This window comes from Thalassospira lohafexi, assembly GCF_002844275.1.
Lineage (GTDB): Bacteria > Pseudomonadota > Alphaproteobacteria > Rhodospirillales > Thalassospiraceae > Thalassospira > Thalassospira lohafexi.
Genome location: NZ_NXGX01000010.1, coordinates 77,340 through 96,094 on the forward strand (window position 1 = coordinate 77,340; position 18,755 = coordinate 96,094).

At 54.8% G+C, this 18,755-nt stretch carries 20 protein-coding genes; 2 read left to right on the plus strand and 18 right to left on the minus strand.

All coding sequences use genetic code 11. The features are described from left to right. Window positions 1-67: 67 nt before the first annotated feature. The 18 genes from COO92_RS19895 to pspA form a co-directional block, all read right to left on the minus strand. The gene (locus COO92_RS19895) at window positions 68-850 is read right to left on the minus strand and encodes a succinate dehydrogenase iron-sulfur subunit (RefSeq protein WP_022732620.1); all 783 of its coding nucleotides are present in this window, start codon (window positions 848-850) and stop codon (window positions 68-70) included. Window positions 851-875: 25 nt separating this feature from the next. After that, entirely contained in the window at window positions 876-2,672 is a 1,797-nt protein-coding gene (gene sdhA, locus COO92_RS19900; RefSeq protein ID WP_101304705.1) for a succinate dehydrogenase flavoprotein subunit, read from the minus strand. Window positions 2,673-2,676: 4 nt separating this feature from the next. Beyond that, a complete protein-coding gene (sdhD, locus tag COO92_RS19905; protein ID WP_022732622.1) occupies window positions 2,677-3,060 on the minus strand; it encodes a succinate dehydrogenase, hydrophobic membrane anchor protein in 384 nt (127 codons plus the stop codon). A 27-nt stretch (window positions 3,061-3,087) separates the two neighbouring features. Further along, on the minus strand, window positions 3,088-3,468 hold the full coding sequence (gene sdhC, locus COO92_RS19910; protein ID WP_022732623.1) for a succinate dehydrogenase, cytochrome b556 subunit: 381 nt from the start codon (window positions 3,466-3,468) through the stop codon (window positions 3,088-3,090). Window positions 3,469-3,808: 340 nt separating this feature from the next. Then, the gene (locus tag COO92_RS19915) at window positions 3,809-4,954 is read right to left on the minus strand and encodes an endonuclease/exonuclease/phosphatase family protein (protein WP_206186448.1); all 1,146 of its coding nucleotides are present in this window, start codon (window positions 4,952-4,954) and stop codon (window positions 3,809-3,811) included. A 119-nt stretch (window positions 4,955-5,073) separates the two neighbouring features. Next, the gene (locus COO92_RS19920; RefSeq protein WP_101304706.1) at window positions 5,074-6,123 is read right to left on the minus strand and encodes a MaoC family dehydratase; all 1,050 of its coding nucleotides are present in this window, start codon (window positions 6,121-6,123) and stop codon (window positions 5,074-5,076) included. Between the two features lie 93 nt (window positions 6,124-6,216). Continuing rightward, window positions 6,217-7,095 (minus strand): HpcH/HpaI aldolase/citrate lyase family protein, encoded by an 879-nt coding sequence (locus tag COO92_RS19925; RefSeq protein WP_101304707.1) that lies wholly within the window; start codon window positions 7,093-7,095, stop codon window positions 6,217-6,219. 113 nt (window positions 7,096-7,208) lie between these two features. After that, complete coding sequence (locus tag COO92_RS19930; protein WP_101304708.1) at window positions 7,209-8,147, minus strand: efflux RND transporter periplasmic adaptor subunit; 939 nt, start codon at window positions 8,145-8,147, stop codon at window positions 7,209-7,211. 8 nt (window positions 8,148-8,155) lie between these two features. After that, complete coding sequence (locus COO92_RS19935) at window positions 8,156-8,359, minus strand: DUF1656 domain-containing protein (RefSeq protein WP_101304709.1); 204 nt, start codon at window positions 8,357-8,359, stop codon at window positions 8,156-8,158. Beyond that, window positions 8,356-10,464, minus strand: coding sequence for an FUSC family protein (locus COO92_RS19940; protein ID WP_101304710.1), 2,109 nt, complete (start codon window positions 10,462-10,464; stop codon window positions 8,356-8,358). Before COO92_RS19940 ends, COO92_RS19935 begins: the two co-directional genes overlap by 4 nt. Window positions 10,465-10,478: 14 nt before the next feature. Further along, a complete protein-coding gene (locus tag COO92_RS19945) occupies window positions 10,479-10,937 on the minus strand; it encodes a MarR family winged helix-turn-helix transcriptional regulator (protein ID WP_240626535.1) in 459 nt (152 codons plus the stop codon). Window positions 10,938-11,099: 162 nt separating this feature from the next. Next, window positions 11,100-12,320 carry a serine hydrolase domain-containing protein gene (locus COO92_RS19950; RefSeq protein ID WP_240626536.1) on the minus strand — a complete coding sequence of 407 codons (1,221 nt, stop codon included), beginning with the start codon at window positions 12,318-12,320 and terminating at the stop codon, window positions 11,100-11,102. 10 nt (window positions 12,321-12,330) lie between these two features. Beyond that, window positions 12,331-12,663, minus strand: a complete 333-nt coding sequence (locus COO92_RS19955; protein ID WP_101304712.1) for a hypothetical protein — start codon at window positions 12,661-12,663, stop codon at window positions 12,331-12,333. A 33-nt stretch (window positions 12,664-12,696) separates the two neighbouring features. Next, a complete protein-coding gene (locus COO92_RS19960; protein ID WP_101304713.1) occupies window positions 12,697-13,296 on the minus strand; it encodes an EndoU domain-containing protein in 600 nt (199 codons plus the stop codon). Window positions 13,297-13,311: 15 nt separating this feature from the next. After that, a complete protein-coding gene (locus COO92_RS19965) occupies window positions 13,312-14,688 on the minus strand; it encodes an ATP-binding protein (protein ID WP_101304714.1) in 1,377 nt (458 codons plus the stop codon). A gap of 256 nt (window positions 14,689-14,944) precedes the next feature. After that, complete coding sequence (locus COO92_RS19970) at window positions 14,945-15,556, minus strand: PspC domain-containing protein (RefSeq protein ID WP_101304715.1); 612 nt, start codon at window positions 15,554-15,556, stop codon at window positions 14,945-14,947. Beyond that, window positions 15,553-15,801, minus strand: a complete 249-nt coding sequence (gene pspB / locus COO92_RS19975) for an envelope stress response membrane protein PspB (protein ID WP_101304716.1) — start codon at window positions 15,799-15,801, stop codon at window positions 15,553-15,555. Before pspB ends, COO92_RS19970 begins: the two co-directional genes overlap by 4 nt. Window positions 15,802-15,851: 50 nt before the next feature. After that, window positions 15,852-16,526 carry a phage shock protein PspA gene (gene pspA, locus COO92_RS19980; RefSeq protein WP_022732633.1) on the minus strand — a complete coding sequence of 225 codons (675 nt, stop codon included), beginning with the start codon at window positions 16,524-16,526 and terminating at the stop codon, window positions 15,852-15,854. A 169-nt stretch (window positions 16,527-16,695) separates the two neighbouring features. On the opposite strand from pspA, the gene pspF reads away from it, so the two are divergent. Then, window positions 16,696-17,700, plus strand: a complete 1,005-nt coding sequence (gene pspF / locus COO92_RS19985; RefSeq protein ID WP_101304717.1) for a phage shock protein operon transcriptional activator — start codon at window positions 16,696-16,698, stop codon at window positions 17,698-17,700. Window positions 17,701-17,870: 170 nt separating this feature from the next. Continuing rightward, window positions 17,871-18,650, plus strand: coding sequence for an outer membrane protein (locus COO92_RS19990; RefSeq protein WP_101304718.1), 780 nt, complete (start codon window positions 17,871-17,873; stop codon window positions 18,648-18,650). Window positions 18,651-18,755: the final 105 nt, after the last annotated feature.

Here is an 18,755-nt window from a genome sequence, read left to right on the forward strand (position 1 = left end):
CATCAGATCACTGGCGGCTTTAACATGTTGGCGTAAAACGCCTATTTCAGGGCAACCCGATGCGCAATTAAGCGCGGCGTTCTGCAATCATCTTTTTGATTTCAGTAATCGCAAGCGACGGGTTCAGGCCTTTCGGGCAGGTATTGGTGCAGTTCATGATCGTGTGGCAACGATACAGGCGGAACGGATCTTCGAGTGCATCGAGACGTTCACCGGTATATTCGTCACGCGAGTCTGCCAACCAGCGATACGCCTGAAGCAAAACTGCCGGGCCGAGGAATCGGTCGGAGTTCCACCAATAAGATGGGCACGCGGTCGAACACGAGAAGCACAAAATGCATTCCCACAAACCGTCGAGCTGCGCACGTTCTTCACGCGACTGCAAACGCTCCCCATCCGGCGGTGTCGGGCTATCGGCCTTAAGCCACGGCTCGATCGAGGCCAACTGCGCATAAGGCTGCGACAGGTCAGGCACCAAATCCTTCACCACCGGCATATGCGGCAGCGGATAGATTTTGACCTCACCCTTGATGTCATCAATCGGCTTAAGACACGCAAGCGTGTTGCGGCCATCAATGTTCATCGCGCACGAACCGCAAATGCCTTCACGGCATGAACGTCGGAATGTCAGGGTCGCATCGATCTCGTTTTTAATCTTGATCAGCGCATCGAGCACCATCGGACCACACTTATCGAGATCAATATCGTAAGTGTCGGTCCGCGGGTTGTCGCCGCTGTCAGGATCAAAACGATAGATCTTGAAGCTACGTGTGTTCTTCGCGTCAGCCGGAGCAGAGAACGACTTGCCCTCTTTAACGACCGAATTGGCGGGAAGATTGAATTCTACCATCTCTCAAATCCTCTCTTGCCGCGCCTTAATAGACGCGCTCTTTCGGCTCGATGTATGACACTTCATCAGTCAGGGTGAAGTTGTTAACCGGACGATACGTCAGATCAACAGCATACCCCTTGGCGTCATCCACCTTGGCAATGGTGTGCTTCATCCAGACTTCGTCATCACGTTTTGGATAATCTTCGTGGGCATGTGCCCCACGTGATTCGTGACGCGCTTCTGCCGAATTCATTGTCGCTGCGGCACAGGTCATCAGGTTCTCAAGTTCGAGAGTCTCGACCAGGTCCGAGTTCCAGATAAGGGACCGATCCGAAACGCCAACATCGGGAAGTGTTTTGGCGGTTTCAGACAATTTGTCCTTACCTTCTTTCAGGATTTCAGCCGTCCGGAACACGCCGCAGTTGCCCTGCATCACGCGCTGCATTTCCAAACGGATATCCGCCGTCGGACGCGAACCTTTTGCCCAGCGCAGACGATCAAAACGGGCAATCGCTTCGTCGCCGTCGGTGGTTTTAAGTTCCTTGAACGATGATTTCGGATCAACCACTTCGGCGGCATGCATGCCACATGCACGGCCAAACACCACCAGATCAAGCAGCGAGTTGGTACCCAAACGGTTTGCACCATGGACCGACACACAGGCGGCTTCGCCTGCGGCCATCAGACCCTTAACAATTGCGTTGGGGTCTTTGACGGTCGGGCGCAGAACTTCGCCCTTATAGTTGGTCGGAATGCCGCCCATGTTGTAATGGACCGTCGGAAGAACCGGGATCGGCTCCTTGGTCGCATCAACACCGGCAAAGATTTTTGCGGTTTCGGTAATGCCCGGCAGACGTTCCCACAGCACTTCCGAACCAAGATGTTCAAGATGCAGGTGGATATATTCGCCGTGCTCGCCAACACCACGACCATCGCGGATTTCCTGTGACATGCCACGCGACACAACGTCACGCGATGCAAGGTCCTTCACAGTCGGCGCATAACGTTCCATGAAACGTTCGCCTTCGGAGTTGGTCAGATACCCGCCTTCGCCGCGCGCACCCTCAGTGATCAGGCAACCCGAACCGTAAATGCCGGTCGGGTGGAACTGAACAAATTCCATGTCCTGCAAACCAAGGCCTGCACGTGCGACCATGCCATGACCGTCACCGGTGCATGTATGGGCCGAGGTGCAGCTAAAGAATGCACGGCCATAACCGCCCGATGCCAGAATGACCATCTTGGCATTGAAACGGTGCATTTCACCGCTATCAAGGTCCCAGGCCACCAAACCGCGGCACGTGCCGTCATCATCCATGATCAGATCAAGGGCGATATATTCGACAAAGAACTCGGCTTTGTGCTTCAGGCACTGTTGATACAGGGTATGGAGCATCGCGTGACCGGTACGGTCAGCCGCGGCACAGGCCCGTTCAACCGGCGCCTTACCGTGATCACGGGTGTGACCACCGAACGGGCGCTGATAGATTTTGCCATCTTCGGTACGCGAAAACGGCATGCCGTAATGTTCAAGTTCATGAACAGCCGGCACCGCATTGCGGCACATATATTCGATCGCGTCCTGATCGCCCAGCCAGTCTGACCCCTTTACGGTGTCATACATATGCCACTGCCAGTGATCTTCGGACATGTTGCCAAGCGACGCACCAATGCCACCCTGTGCCGCAACAGTGTGCGAACGGGTCGGGAAGACCTTGGTGATACATGCGGTTTTAAGCCCGGCCTCAACCGTACCCAGCGTCGCGCGAAGTCCCGCGCCGCCCGCACCCATAACAACAACGTCGTAGTTATGGTCGATGATTTTATAAGATTCACTCATTGGCTCAGGCTCCGGCAAAAACGATACGCAAGACCGATACAATGGCAGCAACGGACAGGAACGCCGCCACAGCCTTGATCAGCATCAACGAAATCATTTCTGCTTTACGGTTATGCACATAATCTTCGATCACAACTTGCAGGCCGTGCGTGGTGTGCACAGCAACGCTGACAATCATCAGGATCATCATCGTCGAATGGAAGTACGAGCTCAACCACGCATGGACCGCGTCATAGTTGGCTGTATGTCCGGCAAGAATCGAAATTATGAACCAGATGCCGAGCGGAAGGTTCGCCATAGCTGTAACGCGCTGGGTCCACCAGTGCGATGCGCCACTTTTGGCAGAACCAAGACCGCGCACACGGCCAAGATCGGATTGCATCTTCATGACAAGTTTGTCCCCTCTTGCCCGGCCTTAGGCCAGACCGATGATCCAGGTGATAATGGTCAGCACAACTGCCGCGCCAAGGACGATGGGGTTGCTTTTTGCGGCACCCTCATTCGACAGGCCGCGACCAGTGTCCCAGACAAGATGCCGGACACCGTTGCAAGCGTGGAAATAAAATGCCACCGTCCAACCGAACAGCAACAAAAGACCAAACCACGAGGTGAAAAATGCCTGATAGCCTTCAAAGGCATCACGGCCAGCGCCGGCACCAATCAGCCAGGACGCTAAAAATACGAAACCAACGGCAAGGCCGACACCCATCACGCGGAAAGTAATGGACATCACTGCTGCCATCGGAAGCCGGTACACCTGTAAATGCGGAGACAGCGGCCGATTGGCTTTGCTCATAACGGAATTGCCTCTTCTCAAAGTAGCTGGCGGGAAAGCAGGGTTTATTTACCCATGCGAGCCGTTTGAGTCAATCTGAACCCCTCTGTAAACCAAAGAAATCAGTGATCAAATCGGGTTTTAGCTTCCGTTTAACTACGTAGGTTGACCTCTCAGACACCGTAAACGACCCGCGGGAAGGGCCCAAAGTAAGACTCGGCGTCAAACTCCTGAAGTGCATACGGCATAACGTGGACTTAGCAATTGCACAATTAGACCTTCTTACGCAAGACAACAGCAATGCGATCAATGGCTAATAATGGCTAATATTCGTCAAAGATGAGGATGAATGTGCTGGCAATCAACCGCCGGCAAGCACCGCATTGAGATAATCTTTGGAAAAATCGGTCTGAATTTCGCACCAGAGAAGTTTATGGTCCGACATTTGATGCTTGCGATAATATCGCCGATAATAATTTTCCTTCTGATCGCGGGTGCGCAAATTGCCGTCACTGTTGCGATCAAACACCGTCCCCCAGACGTGATCAAGGTAATGGTCGCTGTCCTCGTTGCGATAAATCACATCAAACATGCTAAATACGCCCGATCGCAGCAAGCTGAACCGGTCATCGGCCAACCGGAACGCAATCTGATCATAATGATGCTTTCCCGACAGGCTGGTCGGGGCGTTCTTGATCGCCTCGGGGATGACAAACCCCGCACCTTCAAGCGCCTGCATGGTGTGATGTTCGGGCGACACAATGTTGAAATCGCCCAGCAGGACAAAATTGGCGGCCTTGCCCTGCACCTTCTGTTCCTTGCTTTGACGTGCGGCAAGAAAATCGGCTATGCGGCGTATTTCTTCACGCCGATGCGCCATTTCCGGACTGGTTTCAGATGCATTGCCATAAAAGATATGCACCGTACACAGCTTGAATTTGAACCAGCCGGACTGAAAGGCCACGGAAAAAGGCGTTCGGGCAAACTGCACACCGTCCGCGTGGTCATCGTCTCGACCGACGGCAGCATCACCGGCATCACTGGCGCGCCCCGGCTCGACGATCTTCTGCCCGGTCGGCAGGACAATTTCACCGGCCTCCCGGCGAAACCACACCTTGGATTTCCGAAAGGCAAAGGCAAGCCGTTCGCTATTGCCTTTGCTGCCTTCGGTGGTGTCGGTGACGATATAGTCCCAGCCACTGCCCAAATGATCGCGAAACAGCGTTTCAAGGGCCGCAAGGTTTTCATTTACTTCCTGGATCGCCACCAGATCGAAATGATCGATGATTTCGGCGATATACATCATCGACTCGGCCTCACGGGTATAAGCCCCGCCATTGCCAAAATGCATCAGGTTCCATGACGCCAGACGCAGGCTTTGTGTCTCGGCCTCCGCCCCGGCAAGAATGTCTGATTTCAAACGCTCCTTAAGCCGCAAAAGCGCACTGGCGACAAACCGACGATGGATCGGGTTTTCAATATCGCGGATGGGTTTGACATTGGTCACGGCACCCTCACACTGCAATTTATGGTGAATGCGTCATTCTACGTAATTCAACCATAAATTAAAGTTACAATTTCAAAAGCAACCAAAACGATCATGCCCATAAGAAATCAGGCACGGCGTTAGCGTGGGATCAGAACCGTGTAATCAAAGTCCAAAAGAACATCGGCGTGATATTTTCCGTCCTCCGTCCGCAACGGAAAATCGCTTTCCCGGCGATCTCGCACCGCCACAAGCCGCAAACGAAGCGCGCCAAGATCACGCCGACCGGGCAGTTCAAATTTGTCCAGAACTTCTGACCAGGCAAAAACCGTATCCCCGGCAAAGGCCGGATTGGCATGTGCCCCGGCATTGATTGCGGCAATTTTAAACGCATTGCCCAGCCCGTTAAACGACAGGGCGCGGGCCAGCGATATGACATGCCCGCCATAAATAAGCCGCTTGCCAAACCGTCCGGCACTGGCGGCCACCTGATCAAAATGGACCTTGGCGGTATTTTGATACAGCCGGGTTGCGATCTGATGTTCGGCTTCTTCAAGGGTCATGCCATCAATATGGTCGATCTTTTCCCCGACATAATAGTCATCCCAAAGATCGGGCGATCCTGAAAGTTCGGTATCATAATCAGACGCATCCAACCCAATGGGCACCTGAAGCGCCTCGGGGGAGACAACCGTTGGCAGTTCGGGCAAAACCGTTTCGGGGGCTGGGGCGGATTGGTCTTTTTTGACCACCATCACCCAGCGATTGTAATCAAGCACCATCTCGCCGCGCTGATTGCGCCCGACAGTATTGACGTAAACAACCCCGGTTTTGCCGTTTGAATTTTGCTTGAGCCCCGTCACGGTCGAGACCGAACTTACCGTATCACCGGGATAGACCGGAACGCCAAAAACACCCCCGGCATAGCCAAGGTTGGCCACCGCATTTAGCGACACATCGGGTACCGTTTTGCCAAACACCATGTGAAACGCCAAAAGATCATCGACGGGGGCGGATTTAAACCCGATCCGATGGGCATAAACGTCTGACGATTGCACGGCAAAACGCGGACCATACAGCCCGGTATAAAGGGCGACATCGCCCGATGTGATGGTGCGCGGCGTCGCGTGGCGGATTTCCTGCCCGATGCGGAAATCCTCAAAATAGTTCCCCGGATTGGTCTTTGACATTCGATGGCCTCCCTAAAGGCAAAACTCTGCAAACGTCCGGTTCAGTCGGATTTTATGTCTCTCTTATCCGAACCGGTGTCATCGGTTGGCTGTTCAGGCCCCGTCCATTTCGCCGATCAAGTCGGCCATGGTCACCAGTTTCTGGGCTGACACCACATGCAGGTTTTCAATCAGCTTGCCATCCACAACGACAACGCCCTTGCCCTCGGACGCGGCCTGTTCAAAGGCCGCAATGATCTTACGCGCCCAGGCAACATCCGCCTCACTTGGTGCAAAGGCGGTATTGGCCGCGCCAATTGTTTTGGGATGAATAAGGGTTTTACCGTCAAAGCCCATCTCGCGGCCCTGCTGGCAGGATGCGGCAAATCCATCGTCATCGGACAGATCAAGATGCACCCCGTCCAAAATCGCCAAACCAAAGGCCCGCGCCGCCAAAATGCACAGACCAAGGCTTGTGATCATCGGCAAACGATCCGGGGTATGGGCGCAATTGAGGTCCTTCGCCAAATCTGACGTCCCCATGACAAACCCGCCAAGCTTGGGATGGGCACCGGCGATTTCCTTGGCACCCAGCATCGCAAGCGGCGTTTCCATCATGCACCAGATGCGCATGTCCTCATGCGCGCCTTCGGCCGCCATGATGTTTGCCACCTGACGCACGGTATCGGCACTTTCGACCTTGGGCAGCAAAATCGCATCGGCCGAGGTTTTTGCCGCTGCGACAATGTCGGCATAGCCCCACGGGGTATTGAGCCCATTGGTCCGGATCTGAATTTCACGCTTGCCATACCCGCCCTCGGCCAAGGCCGAGACAATCTGATCGCGTGCGCTATCCTTGGCATCGGGCGCAACCGCGTCTTCCAGATCAAGGATCAACCCATCAGCGGGCAGGCTCCGACCCTTTTCCAGCGCGCGGGCGTTGGATCCCGGCATATACAAAACAGACCGGCGCGGACGTGGGGCAGCAGCCATCAGACATCTCCCGTTTGATAATATTTGTTCAAAATTGACGTTTTATTTTTACGAAAATTACCCAAACTTGTTTTGCACCGCAAGTCACTTTTTGCACTGCGGCATGAAAAACCCTAGAAAACCAGCCCCGCATTAAGGTGATCTGTTAACTGACCCCCAAGTTTGGCAAGGCTTCCGTCCTCATCAGGTTGCAACACAATCACACTGGCACTGCGCCCCGCGACAAGGCGGATGTCGTCTGGTACATCGTCAATCGCAATACGGACCGGAACACGCTGGGCCAGACGCACCCAGCTAAAGGTTGGCTTGATGACGGCCAAACCGGCCGAGCTGCCCGACCGTTCGCTGTCCTGAATGCCGCCCGCGATGCTGACGACATGCCCGAACAGGGATCGGTCCTCACCCATCAGGCGGATTTCGACCGGATCGTTAATCGCGATGCGCGGCAGTTTGTTTTCCTCAAAATACCCCGCGACATAGAACGACGTACTGTCGACAAGGGCGGCCACTGCCGACCCGGCACCAACATAATTGCCCGGACGCAGCGAAAAGTTGGTCACGATACCATCGACCGAGGCGACAACACGGGTCCGCTCAAGGTTCAGGCGCGCCAGATCAAGATCGGCCTGTGCCAATTCCATCGCCGCCTGCGCGGTTTGAAGGGTGGTCGTCACCTGTTCCTTTTTCTGGCGCGATACAACGTCGCTGTTAAGCCCTTTGTAGCGTTTGACTTCACGCGCGGCCTGATCGCGTGCAGCCACGGCACTTGAAAGTTTGGCCTGTGCCTGATCAACCGCAACCTGATAGCGCGCCGGATCAAGGGTGAACAAAAGATCACCCGCCTTGACGATCTGGTTGTCCTGAACGTTCACATCGCGCACCAGCCCGGCGATATCCGGGGCCACCGACACCACATCGGCACTGATGCGCCCATCGCGGGTCCAGGGTTCGTTCATGTAATAATCATAAAGATGGACGCCACCGGCAACCGCCGCCCCCACCAGAACAAGCGTGAAACCAACACGCGCGATTTTTGCAAACAAGGATTTCATAACATCACCTATTGAATAAACAGGGCCGAAAGCCCGGTCAGGATCAGGACATAAAGGGCCAGGTCTGTCAGGGCGGGGTGCACGGTTATCTTGTAAAAACCGATCCGCGCCAGACCAGCATGGGCGATTTTCAAACATCCCCATGCCGCCAGTGCCATCACCAGAAAGGCCGGTACAAACAGGCCATAAAGATTAAGGGTCGGATTGATCATGCTGTTTCTCCGATCAGGGCGACGGGCATAATGCCGTTCTGCCCGTTTCGCGCAGTGGGTTCGTGGTAACGGCCCAGATCGGGCGCGTCATCCTTTGATAAGGTCCGACGCAACGCCACGAGCGGGATTAACAATTTTTCACGCGCCGCCCCTTTGGGCATACCCATCACATCGCGCAGGATATGATCGACATCACGAAGGATCACCGCATCCGGTGCGCGGGTGAAATCATCGAGCCGGGCTTCGAAATGCTGCGCGATATTTGCCAACAACCGATCAAGCTTTGTCGCCAAAGCCGGTTCTGCCACCATGCGCAACCGCTGCAGATCATAAAGAACCGACGCGATTGAGACTTCCGGCATCACCCGCAGGAACGTTTCATGGTGTTCTGGTGCCATCGCCAGACGCGGCAGGATCAAGCCCTGCCGATCCAAAAGACGGCGGATCATGATCATCCGGCCCAGCTTCAATTTGCCTTTGCCAATCGCGGCAATATCACGCCAGTTGGCCCGCACCAGACGACGAATGTGTCGGTCAACCGGCATCACCCGGATAAAGGCCGTGACAATCGCCGCCACACCAAATCCTGCCAGCGATGCAATCCCGCCGCCAATCACCCCGGCAACATTGCTGCTATAGGCCGTACCGACATTAAGGATCATCACAACATTGACCAGCATCGCCAACGCAAAGCCATAGGTTTGCGGCGACGTGATCAAAACACCCAGCAAGATGAAATAGGGCGCAAATACCATCGCCAGAAGCGGAAACCCGTCAATACCGGGCAAAATGACAAGGCTGTAAATCAGCACTACACCCACCGCCATCGCGGTATAGCGGATAAAGCCCTTCAACGCCGGGACCGGGTTATCAAGGAACGACATGAGGCTTGCCCCAACGGCTGCCATCATCGCGGCGGTTGCCCCATTTGGCCAAGCCGACATCATCCAGAAGCCGCACACCATCATGGTCGCGATGAACGCGGTCAGGCCACAGCGAAACGCCACCCCGTAATCACGGTGTAATGCCCGGTCACCGCCACTTTCCTGCCAACGATCAATCACATCATCTGGCACGTCACCGGCACGAATACCGGCCCACAGCGCATGACAGTCCTCATGAAAATCAAGCAACCGATGCAAGCGATCACACAGATTAAGCTGTAGTAACGCCGCCCAATCATCCCCACCGCCAAGGGTCTTGGCATATGCCGTGATGTCGCGATGCAGATCAGCGGTCTGTTTCGGGTCGTGATGCTGGGCAAGGATAAAGTCGGAAATCCGCCCCAGCAGGGCGGAAAGTGCGTCCGGCACCGCCCCGGTCTGCGCCTTAAGTGCGGTCAGACGATCATAGATGGCATAAAACACCGGCAACAAGGCCGCCATCGCACTTTGCAAGGCCTGCAATTGGCGGGTCCGTCCGGCAAACCGGGATTTTTCGTATCCCAGATGCAACGCCAACCCATGCAATTCACCAAGGTCGGCAGCAATCCGTGCACGGTCATTCTGAATGGCATCACCATCACTTGCCGGATCAAAACTTTGTGCCGCCAGCTTAGCAATATCGGCCATCCAGCCATCAACGCGCGTTGCAATCACCGGCCCGATATGGCGCGGCAGGATGATGTGGCTGACCAACGTCGCACAGACAATGCCAAGACTGATTTCCTGACAACGCGCAATCGCGGTGGCAAAAACATTGCCCGGATCCGTGACACAGGGAAAACCAACAATCGCGGCGGTATATCCGGCCAGCATGAACACATAGCTGCGCGGGGTGCGATCAAGCCGCGACAGGAAAAGACATCCCCCCACCCAAAGCGCCAATGCCATCGACAGCAGAACCGGCGCATTCACCAGATTGGGAACAAGCACCACAGCCGCAATCGCGCCAAACACGGTACCAAGAACACGGTAAATCGCCTTTGACCCCAACACACCCGATAACGGATGGGCAACGATATACACGGTTGCCATCGCCCAGACCGGACGATCAAGGTCAAACATCAATGCGATATAAAGGGCCAGGATCGACGCACCAAAGGTCTTGAGCGAAAAGATCCAGTCAGACGTCGTCGGGCGCAGGGTAAGAATGGATTTTAACATCACATCCCCCCGCCCTATTGGGCATCATCACGCGCAGCCAGCTTACCCAGCAACGCGTGCATGACATCAAGTGTGACATCAAGATGCTCTGGCGCGATATCGGCCGTAAGCTCCCCGCGCAATGTGCCAAGAATGACTTCAATCTCGGCGGCCTTGCTTTTACCGGCATCGGTCAGGGCAACCATTTTCGCCCGGCGGTCAGTCGGATCGCAGACCCGTGTGACCAACCCGTCACGTTCAAGCGTATCAATCACCCGCACAAGTGACGGTCCCTCAACCCCGATTTCATCGGCAATCAGCCCCTGACGCACCGCACCGCCACCGCGATGCAACACGATCAACGGCATGACCATGGTTTGGGAAAGACCCTGTGACTGAAGCGTGCGATTAACCTCGCGTTGCCAGCAACGGGCAACACGCATCAAGGCACTGCCAAGGGTCAGATATGCGGGCTCAACATCAATTTTTTCCATGCCCGAACATAGCATAGAAATTAGATAGGATTCTAACTGTTAATATACTATCTGTTATGCCCTGCCTGCATAGACCACCCCGGACGATCCGCACGCGTCCAATATTTCCTTGATTTCAAACGGGTTTTTTGGATTCATGCTGATGCTGGAGAACACCCCACCTTATTCCGGTTTCCCAAAAATCCCGGTCATCAGCATGCTTGTAACGGTCGGAACGTCGTTTAACGCCCGCCCGTTTGACAGAAACACCACCACGGTGTCCTGATCGGGGAACCATGAAAATTCGGCGGAATAACCAAAGTAAATCCCGTCATGCCCCCACACCGGGCCCCACGCACTATTGCCGATCACAAACCCATAGCCATAAGACCCATCCCCGGCGAAAATCGTATCGCTGGTCGCGCGCTCAATTGCATTGGGGCCCAATAACACCCCGTTAACAAACAGGGCCCGGGCAAATTTCACCATGTCTTCGACCGTGGACATCACCCCGCCATCGGCAAGCTGATCCCCCACATCATAATCGGTAACGTCTTCAAGCTGCCCGTCATCATCGGCATCATCAAACCCGCGCGCCAAAAGGTCCGGGCGCGGAAACCGGCCAAAGGATGTGTTGCGCATGTCGGCGGGTTCAAAAATCCGGCGGTTAAACACCGCTTCAATAACGTCGCCCTCAACCGCCTCAATCATGATACCCAGCAAGATGAAATTGCTGTTGGAGGGCGCATAGGTCGAACCGGGCTCAAAATAGGCATCATGATCGGCAATCAGCGGCAGCAACTCAATATTGCGCCAGCCATGCTGCGGATCGCTGCCGACCAGTTGAAAGAAAAACTCCCCATCAAGATAATCGGGGATCCCCGAACTGTTGCGCAAAAGATCGCGAATGGTCGCAGTCTCGCCGTTGGCAATACGGCCCTTGTATTCCTCGGGCAGGAATTTACCGATTTTATCTGACAGATTGATGCGTTTTTCCGACGCCAGCTGCAATGTCACCACAGATGTCATCATCTTGGTCAGCGACCCGATATAAAACTGCCGGTCGGCCGTCATCGCCGTATCAGGCTTGACCGAGGCATAGCCGCTCGCCGCCGTGCGCAGCGTCCCGTTGCCATACCCAATGCCAACAACCGCACCGGGCAACCCGGCATGGTCGACATATTGCTTCAGGAAAATTTCAAGCGGATCGGCATCGGGTTGTGTCTCCCCCTTGGCAGTCTGTGCCATCGCCACGGTCGAACACAGCATGGCCGGGAACACATATGCCCCCAGCACCAGCACCGCAAAAACCCCAAAAACCCGATGCAGCTTTATCATACGCCCCATAATCTCGTTGCCCATTATCCAATGGCGACCATCTGCCCGGCCTTGCGAACCTGCCATTTTGTGGAGTTCATCGGTCGATCTGCTTGCACCAGGCCACCAGTGCAGCCCGCAATTCTTGCGTTTTAACCTGCACCGACGGCTCGCCTGCGTCGTCATAGACCGGTGATATATCGGAAACCTCCATCCCCACATTGAGGATATGGGCATTCATCGCCATTTCCCAACCCGTTGATTTTCCCGAAATCACATCTTCCACCTTGGCCAGAACCTGCCCGGCCCAATCGGGCACAGCCTGAACATCAAACACCAGCACGGCACAAATCTGATCATGCCCGGCGTTGCCGACAATCCGCCCCGGCCAGTCGGGAACAAATGCTTCATTGTCGTTCGATGCGGTCATTGGTTTTGTCCTTAAAAACAGCCTGCTACGCACTTAACGCAGCGGAAAGGCCGTATTGATCCGGCCGTCTTTGAGCAACCCCATCGCGATCAAAAACCGTGATTGCGGGGCCGCCCCGACACAGAATTTCACATCATCCCCGGCCAATCCGCCGTCCTCCGGCCGATTGGCCCCGCATTGCCACCAGCCGGGCGATCCCGCCGGACAGGCTTGGCGATGTTCAAACGCATACAGGATCGATGCCGTCACCTGTCCCATGCTGCACGCATCAGGAAACAGGCTGGAAAACTTTTGTGGATCATCCCCATTCCGATTGCGCAAACGCACGGTCCCGGCATAAATCCCGTTGGCATTGGGGCTTTGCGTCACCTCAACACTGGCCACCGTGGCCGGATTGATCGCATCTGGCCGGGCATGAAACCCGGTTGCCGATCCGTTGGACCGGATTTCACCGCAAAACACATGATCAAGGTTGATCGGAGGCGTGCTTTTGCTCCATGCCGGGTCTGCCGGGCAGGCCACCTGTGCGCGCGCCGGCAAAATCAGCGCAAACACCCCGACAATGATGATAACGGCGAGACCCGTAATACCACCACCAATGCCCAACAGCCCCAAATTCCGGCGACCTGTCATGCCTCACACCTGTCCTTAAAGCTGCGAAAACTCAAGCCCGATGCGAAGCGCCAGCACACTGGCCGGTTCAAACCGCATCGGCACCCCGCCAATTTTCCCACCGTGCCATTGCGCCTTGGTCAAAACAAACGCACCCAGCGGCAAGGCATGACTGCCCCGGAAATTAACCAACGCACGGATTTCCTTGGGCTTGCGGATCGCTTCATCACGCCACAGACAGTGATAGGCAAAAAGCGGCGTCCCCGACCGGCGATCCAAAAACACAAATGGCACCTCATAATGCCCCCAGCGCGCGTAATAGAGGCTTTCCATCCCGACACTCGATGTCAAAAACTGTGTCTGGATCGCGGTTTCCGCCAACCGGGTGATCGTCGCACTGTCGGACGTTCGCGCGCCAATAAGCCCGGTGCGCAAACCCGGATGGATCAGATGGACCTTAAAGGCCACCGCACGCTGGAACGGCTTGGCATCCTGATCAACCCGCTCAAGACGGCGCACCAGCCACGCACTTTCAAGATATTCCAGATAACGGCGCAGCGTGTTTTTGGCGATATCAAGCTCACGCGCCAGCGTCTCGATCGAAAATTCCGAGCCGGTGTTATAGGCCAGAAGCGCAAACAACCGGTGCAAATCCGACGGGCTTGATATCCCGTGCAACCCCGGCAAATCGGAATGCAGCGACCGATGAATGGCGCGCGCTTCGCCGTTGCGGTCATGAAAACCGCCTTCGTTGATATAGGCCTCGAACATCTCGTTCAGCTCAACCAAGCCCCCCGGCACATCGGACGTATAACGCCCGACATTTGGTGTTTCGGGCAAAACGTCAGTTGGCGAAACGCCATTTTGTTCAAGATATTCGGCAAAACTGAACGGGGGTAAAAACAGGCTCTGGATATGTCCGGCACTGTCCGCACTTGGGGCCAGCGCACTGACTGCCACCACACGCAACAGCGGATCCGCTACCAGCAATTGCGCCAAACGGTCTTCCCAGTCGCGTTGATAAGACACCTCATCGACGAAAATCCACAATGGATGATCGGCCGAAATACCGCGCATGGAGCGCAGTAATTTGGGCAGGCGCGGCAGATCAATTTCCAAAAACAGCGGATGTTCAAGCGAGATATAGCAAACATGGCGGCGCGGCGTGTCGGCATTCAGCAAGCCTGCAATCGCCTGGCGCATCATCACGGTTTTGCCCACCCCGCGCGGCCCGGTCAGGACAACCGCCTTTTGCCCGTCATGCTTTTCAATTGCCGCCCAGAACCGCTTGAAAAAGGCGCGCTGCGGCAAATCATGGACCAGATCGTCCGTCACCCCGTCCCACCACGGGTTATCTTGCATCAAACGGTGCAGAAAGTCCTGCTCACCGGGATGTTCGATCATGGTCGCCATTGTCACCTACCCAAAATATTCCGCCGCCCATCGCGCGTCTTTGGCGATAGTGCCAAGGAAAACCTTTAAATTAGGTATAGTGATAAACGCTATTTGACAATTATTTCGCAATTCCCTGCAAACAAAAGAAAAACCGGACCCGCAAAGCAGATCCGGCAAAAAAGGCTGGTGGCGATTTCACATTGCAGACGCAAGGGGGATCGGTTGCAAGGGAAATCGGGGATTTGAAATCGCCACCCGTATCGCGTTTGTCGCGTTACGTTTTATCGTTGGGGGAGGAAGGATCGTTTTTCGGATCCGTTGAATGTGCATCATCGTCGGACGCTGCATCATCCTTTTTCATTTTCTCTAATTCGGACGCCAACCGGTAATCGCCAGAAGCAACAAACCCTTCCATCGAGCCGGTCCGGCTTTCAAGGTCGTCAAACTTCTCACGCAGCTCTTCCATCCACGGCTCTTCAAAATCAACGCCCATGGTCGGACGATCTTCCGGGGCTGTGCTGCTTGATGTCGTGCTGCTTGCTTTGGCGTTATGGCGCGCTTGATGTGATGCATTGCCACGCGATGCGCCGCCAAACTTGCCGCGCAATCCGTCAAACCATGACGGATGATGGACAAAGGCCCATGCAATGCCAAACAGCATCACGCCCACCGGGAAACTGAACACAAGGATCAGGATAAAGGCAATCAAAACGCCCTTACGTGGAATGCCAAAGCTTTCCGCAATCCCGCACGTGGTGCGACCAATCACACCGTGGCATTTCTCGCCGTTCTGGTCACGCTTGCGCGCACGGCATCCGCCGCGATCGCGCCTTTTGTGACCACACCGATACCCACCGCCATCAGCAGTCGCTTGCTGGGCACTCATATCCTGTTCCTCCATTCGACAACCTCGGCATCCAACAGGCGTTCAAGTGTTTCGACACGGCCTTCCAGACGTTCGGCCCGTTTTTTCAAACCCGCCACGAGTTCCTTTTCGTGTGCGGTTTGCTCCGGGCTTTGGGCGCGCTGTGCCGTCTTCATCCGTTTCCAGACCGTTATATAATGAAACACAACCCAGACCGGGCCAACAACGGTAATAAATACGATAAGAGGTACAGCAAACGCCCACATGTCTGTCAGCTCATTCCTTGTTCAGGTGCACGAAACCCTCGGCACGCTGATTATTTGTCTTTCTTGACGTTCTTCACGCGCGATTTAAGCTCCTTGAGATCATCTTCAATCCCAATTTCGCCCTCAAGGTCTTCAAACTGTTCTTCAAGGCTCTGCCCGCGACCAAGGTCCCAGGAATCCGCACCCGCTTCAAGCTCGTCAATCCGGCGTTCCATCTGCTCATAGCGCAGAAGCGCGTCATCAATCTGACCAGAATGGATCTTTTCACGCATTTTGACACGCTTTTCAGCCGTCTGCATACGGATTTCCACCGCACGTTGCTTGCCCTTGGCTTCATTAAGCTTGTTCTGCAACTTGTTCAGATCCTCGTCAAACTTGCCAAGGGTCTCTTCAATCACTTCAAGCTCACGCTCCAGAACAAGGCTCTGATCAGCCAACCGGCGGCGCGCCATCAGCGCACCCTTGGCCAGATCATCACGGCCTTTGGACACGGCAAATTCCGCCTTGGTGTCCCACTCGACCTGACCGTCATGCAGTTTTTTAAGCTTACGCTCGACTTCTTTCTTGTCGGCAATCGCCTTGACCGCGCTGGAGCGGACCTCAACCAGAGTGTCTTCCATTTCCTGGATCATCAACCGAACCATTTTTTCCGGATCTTCGGCACGATCCAGAAGCGAGTTGATGTTGGCATTTACGATATCGGACAAACGCGAAAACACGCCCATTGTCAGATCTCCTTCAAAATACGGGGACGCAAAAATTCTGACATCACTATTTCAAATTCCGTGCCAGCTTTAAGTATCCATCTATTTCAATGATTTAACCAATCATCAGACTATTAAATTAACTTTTATCGCGACATTAATCGCGATTTTCGATATCGTTTTTCGCGAAATGGACAGTTTGCAACCGATATTGGGCGAAGACCCCATTTTTCTGGCCGCCCTTGAGCATGTCTCCCGTCTGGCACCGATTGAGCGCCCGTGCCTTGTCATTGGTGAACGTGGATCGGGCAAGGAGCTGATTGCTGCACGCCTGCATTACCTGTCCAAACGCTGGGGCGGGCCACTGGTTAAGGTCAATTGCGCGGCCCTTTCTGAAACCCTGCTGGATACCGAGCTTTTCGGCCACGAAGCCGGGGCCTTTACCGGGGCGGCAAAGCGCCATATTGGCCGGTTTGAACGTGCCCACGGCGGCACCATCATCTTGGATGAAATCGCCACTGCCAGCCCGGTGGTACAGGAAAAGCTGCTGCGTGTTGTCGAATATGGTGAAATCGAACGGGTTGGCGGCTCCGAGGTAATCGAAATCGACACCCGCGTCATTGGTGTGACAAATGAAAATCTGCGCGAACTGGCCAAAACCGGCAAGTTCCGCGCCGATCTCCTCGACCGCCTCGCCTTTGACGTCGTGGCTGTCCCGCCGCTGCGCCAAAGGTCTGATGATATCCTGCCCCTTGCAGAACAGTTCGCGCTGGAAATGACCAAACGCCTGTCGCGGCAGGTTTTCGCAGGTTTCACCCCAACCGCCGCCCGCCTACTTCTCAGCCATTCATGGCCCGGCAATGTGCGCGAGTTGCGCAATGCGGTTGAACGCAGCCTTTACCTGTCCGAAGACGACGAAGCCCCGCTTAGCCATATCGTGCTCGACCCGTTCGAAGGCATCTGGACCGAAACCAACCGTGATGCGACACCGGCAGCAACAAACACCCCCGAAGAACCTGCCCCCACCGGCACAACAGATTTCAAATCACAGGTCGCAGACTTCGAAATCAAACTGCTGAAACGGGCCCTATCGGATCACGCCAACAACCAAACCGAAGCCGCCAAGGCGCTTGATCTGAATTACCATCAACTCCGACGGTTGCTGGATAAACATGATCTCTTACCGATGCGCTAACAGGCATCCTTTCTGTGGAACACCCCCCGAAAATAACCAGCTTGGTTCCGCGTTAAAATCAGTCAAATTCTGACAAATTGCGACAACCCTTTGGTTTTCTCTTGCGCCGCACCTACACGCAGTAGTTTATACAAACAGACGCTCCCCTTACAAAAAAGGATTGTACTGCAATGTATGCGTTCATGGGGATGCTCAAACCATTCCGCTCACACCGCCAAACCGTTTTCGCCACGGCTGTCGCCGCATTAAGCCTGACCGGATTGAATAGCGTCGCGCACGCACAAGACGGATGGCTTTTCGCCCCTTATCTGCGCGCCGATCTGGGCTATTCCAGCACGGTTGATGATGATGGCGACCTTCTGGATAACGTCCCAGAGCGCGACACTCTTGATATGTCACCCGATGACGGGGCGCGTTATCAGATCGGTGCGGGCTTAAAACTGAACGACTATTTGCGCACAGATATTACGCTATCATATCGCGACAACCTCACCGAGGTCGGAGCTTATTATGACTCCGATGGTCTCGTGAAGGCCGCCAACCGCCTAAACGGCGACGCTTTCAAGGCGTCCAACTGGTCAACAATGCTTAACCTCTATGTTGATCCTTTAAGTGCCGCTGGCTTTGACACTGGCGGGTTCTCCCCCTATCTACAGGGCGGTATTGGCTGGGCGCGCAACAAGACAGATGATCTCGTCTTTGGCGCCGACGGGACAAGAGTTTCTGGCGAAACTCACAATGACCTTGCATGGCAAGTTGGTGCCGGTGTGAATTACGCCATTACCAGTCAGTGGAAACTCGATCTGTCCTATCGCTTCATTGATATGGGTGAGGCCAGAAGCACGAGCACTGCCGTTGAAACCAATGGCAATCATATAGCGTTGGAACGTGAAGCTCGCTTCGATCTACAGGCCCACGAAGTCATGATCGGGTTGCAATATCAATTCTGATCGCGATCCGGGCAACCGGCTTCAAATCCGATCGCACATTCTTTTCATCTTCCCCGGATCATCGTATCGTCGGTCCGGGGCGAATTGTTTGTGATGATCGCACTG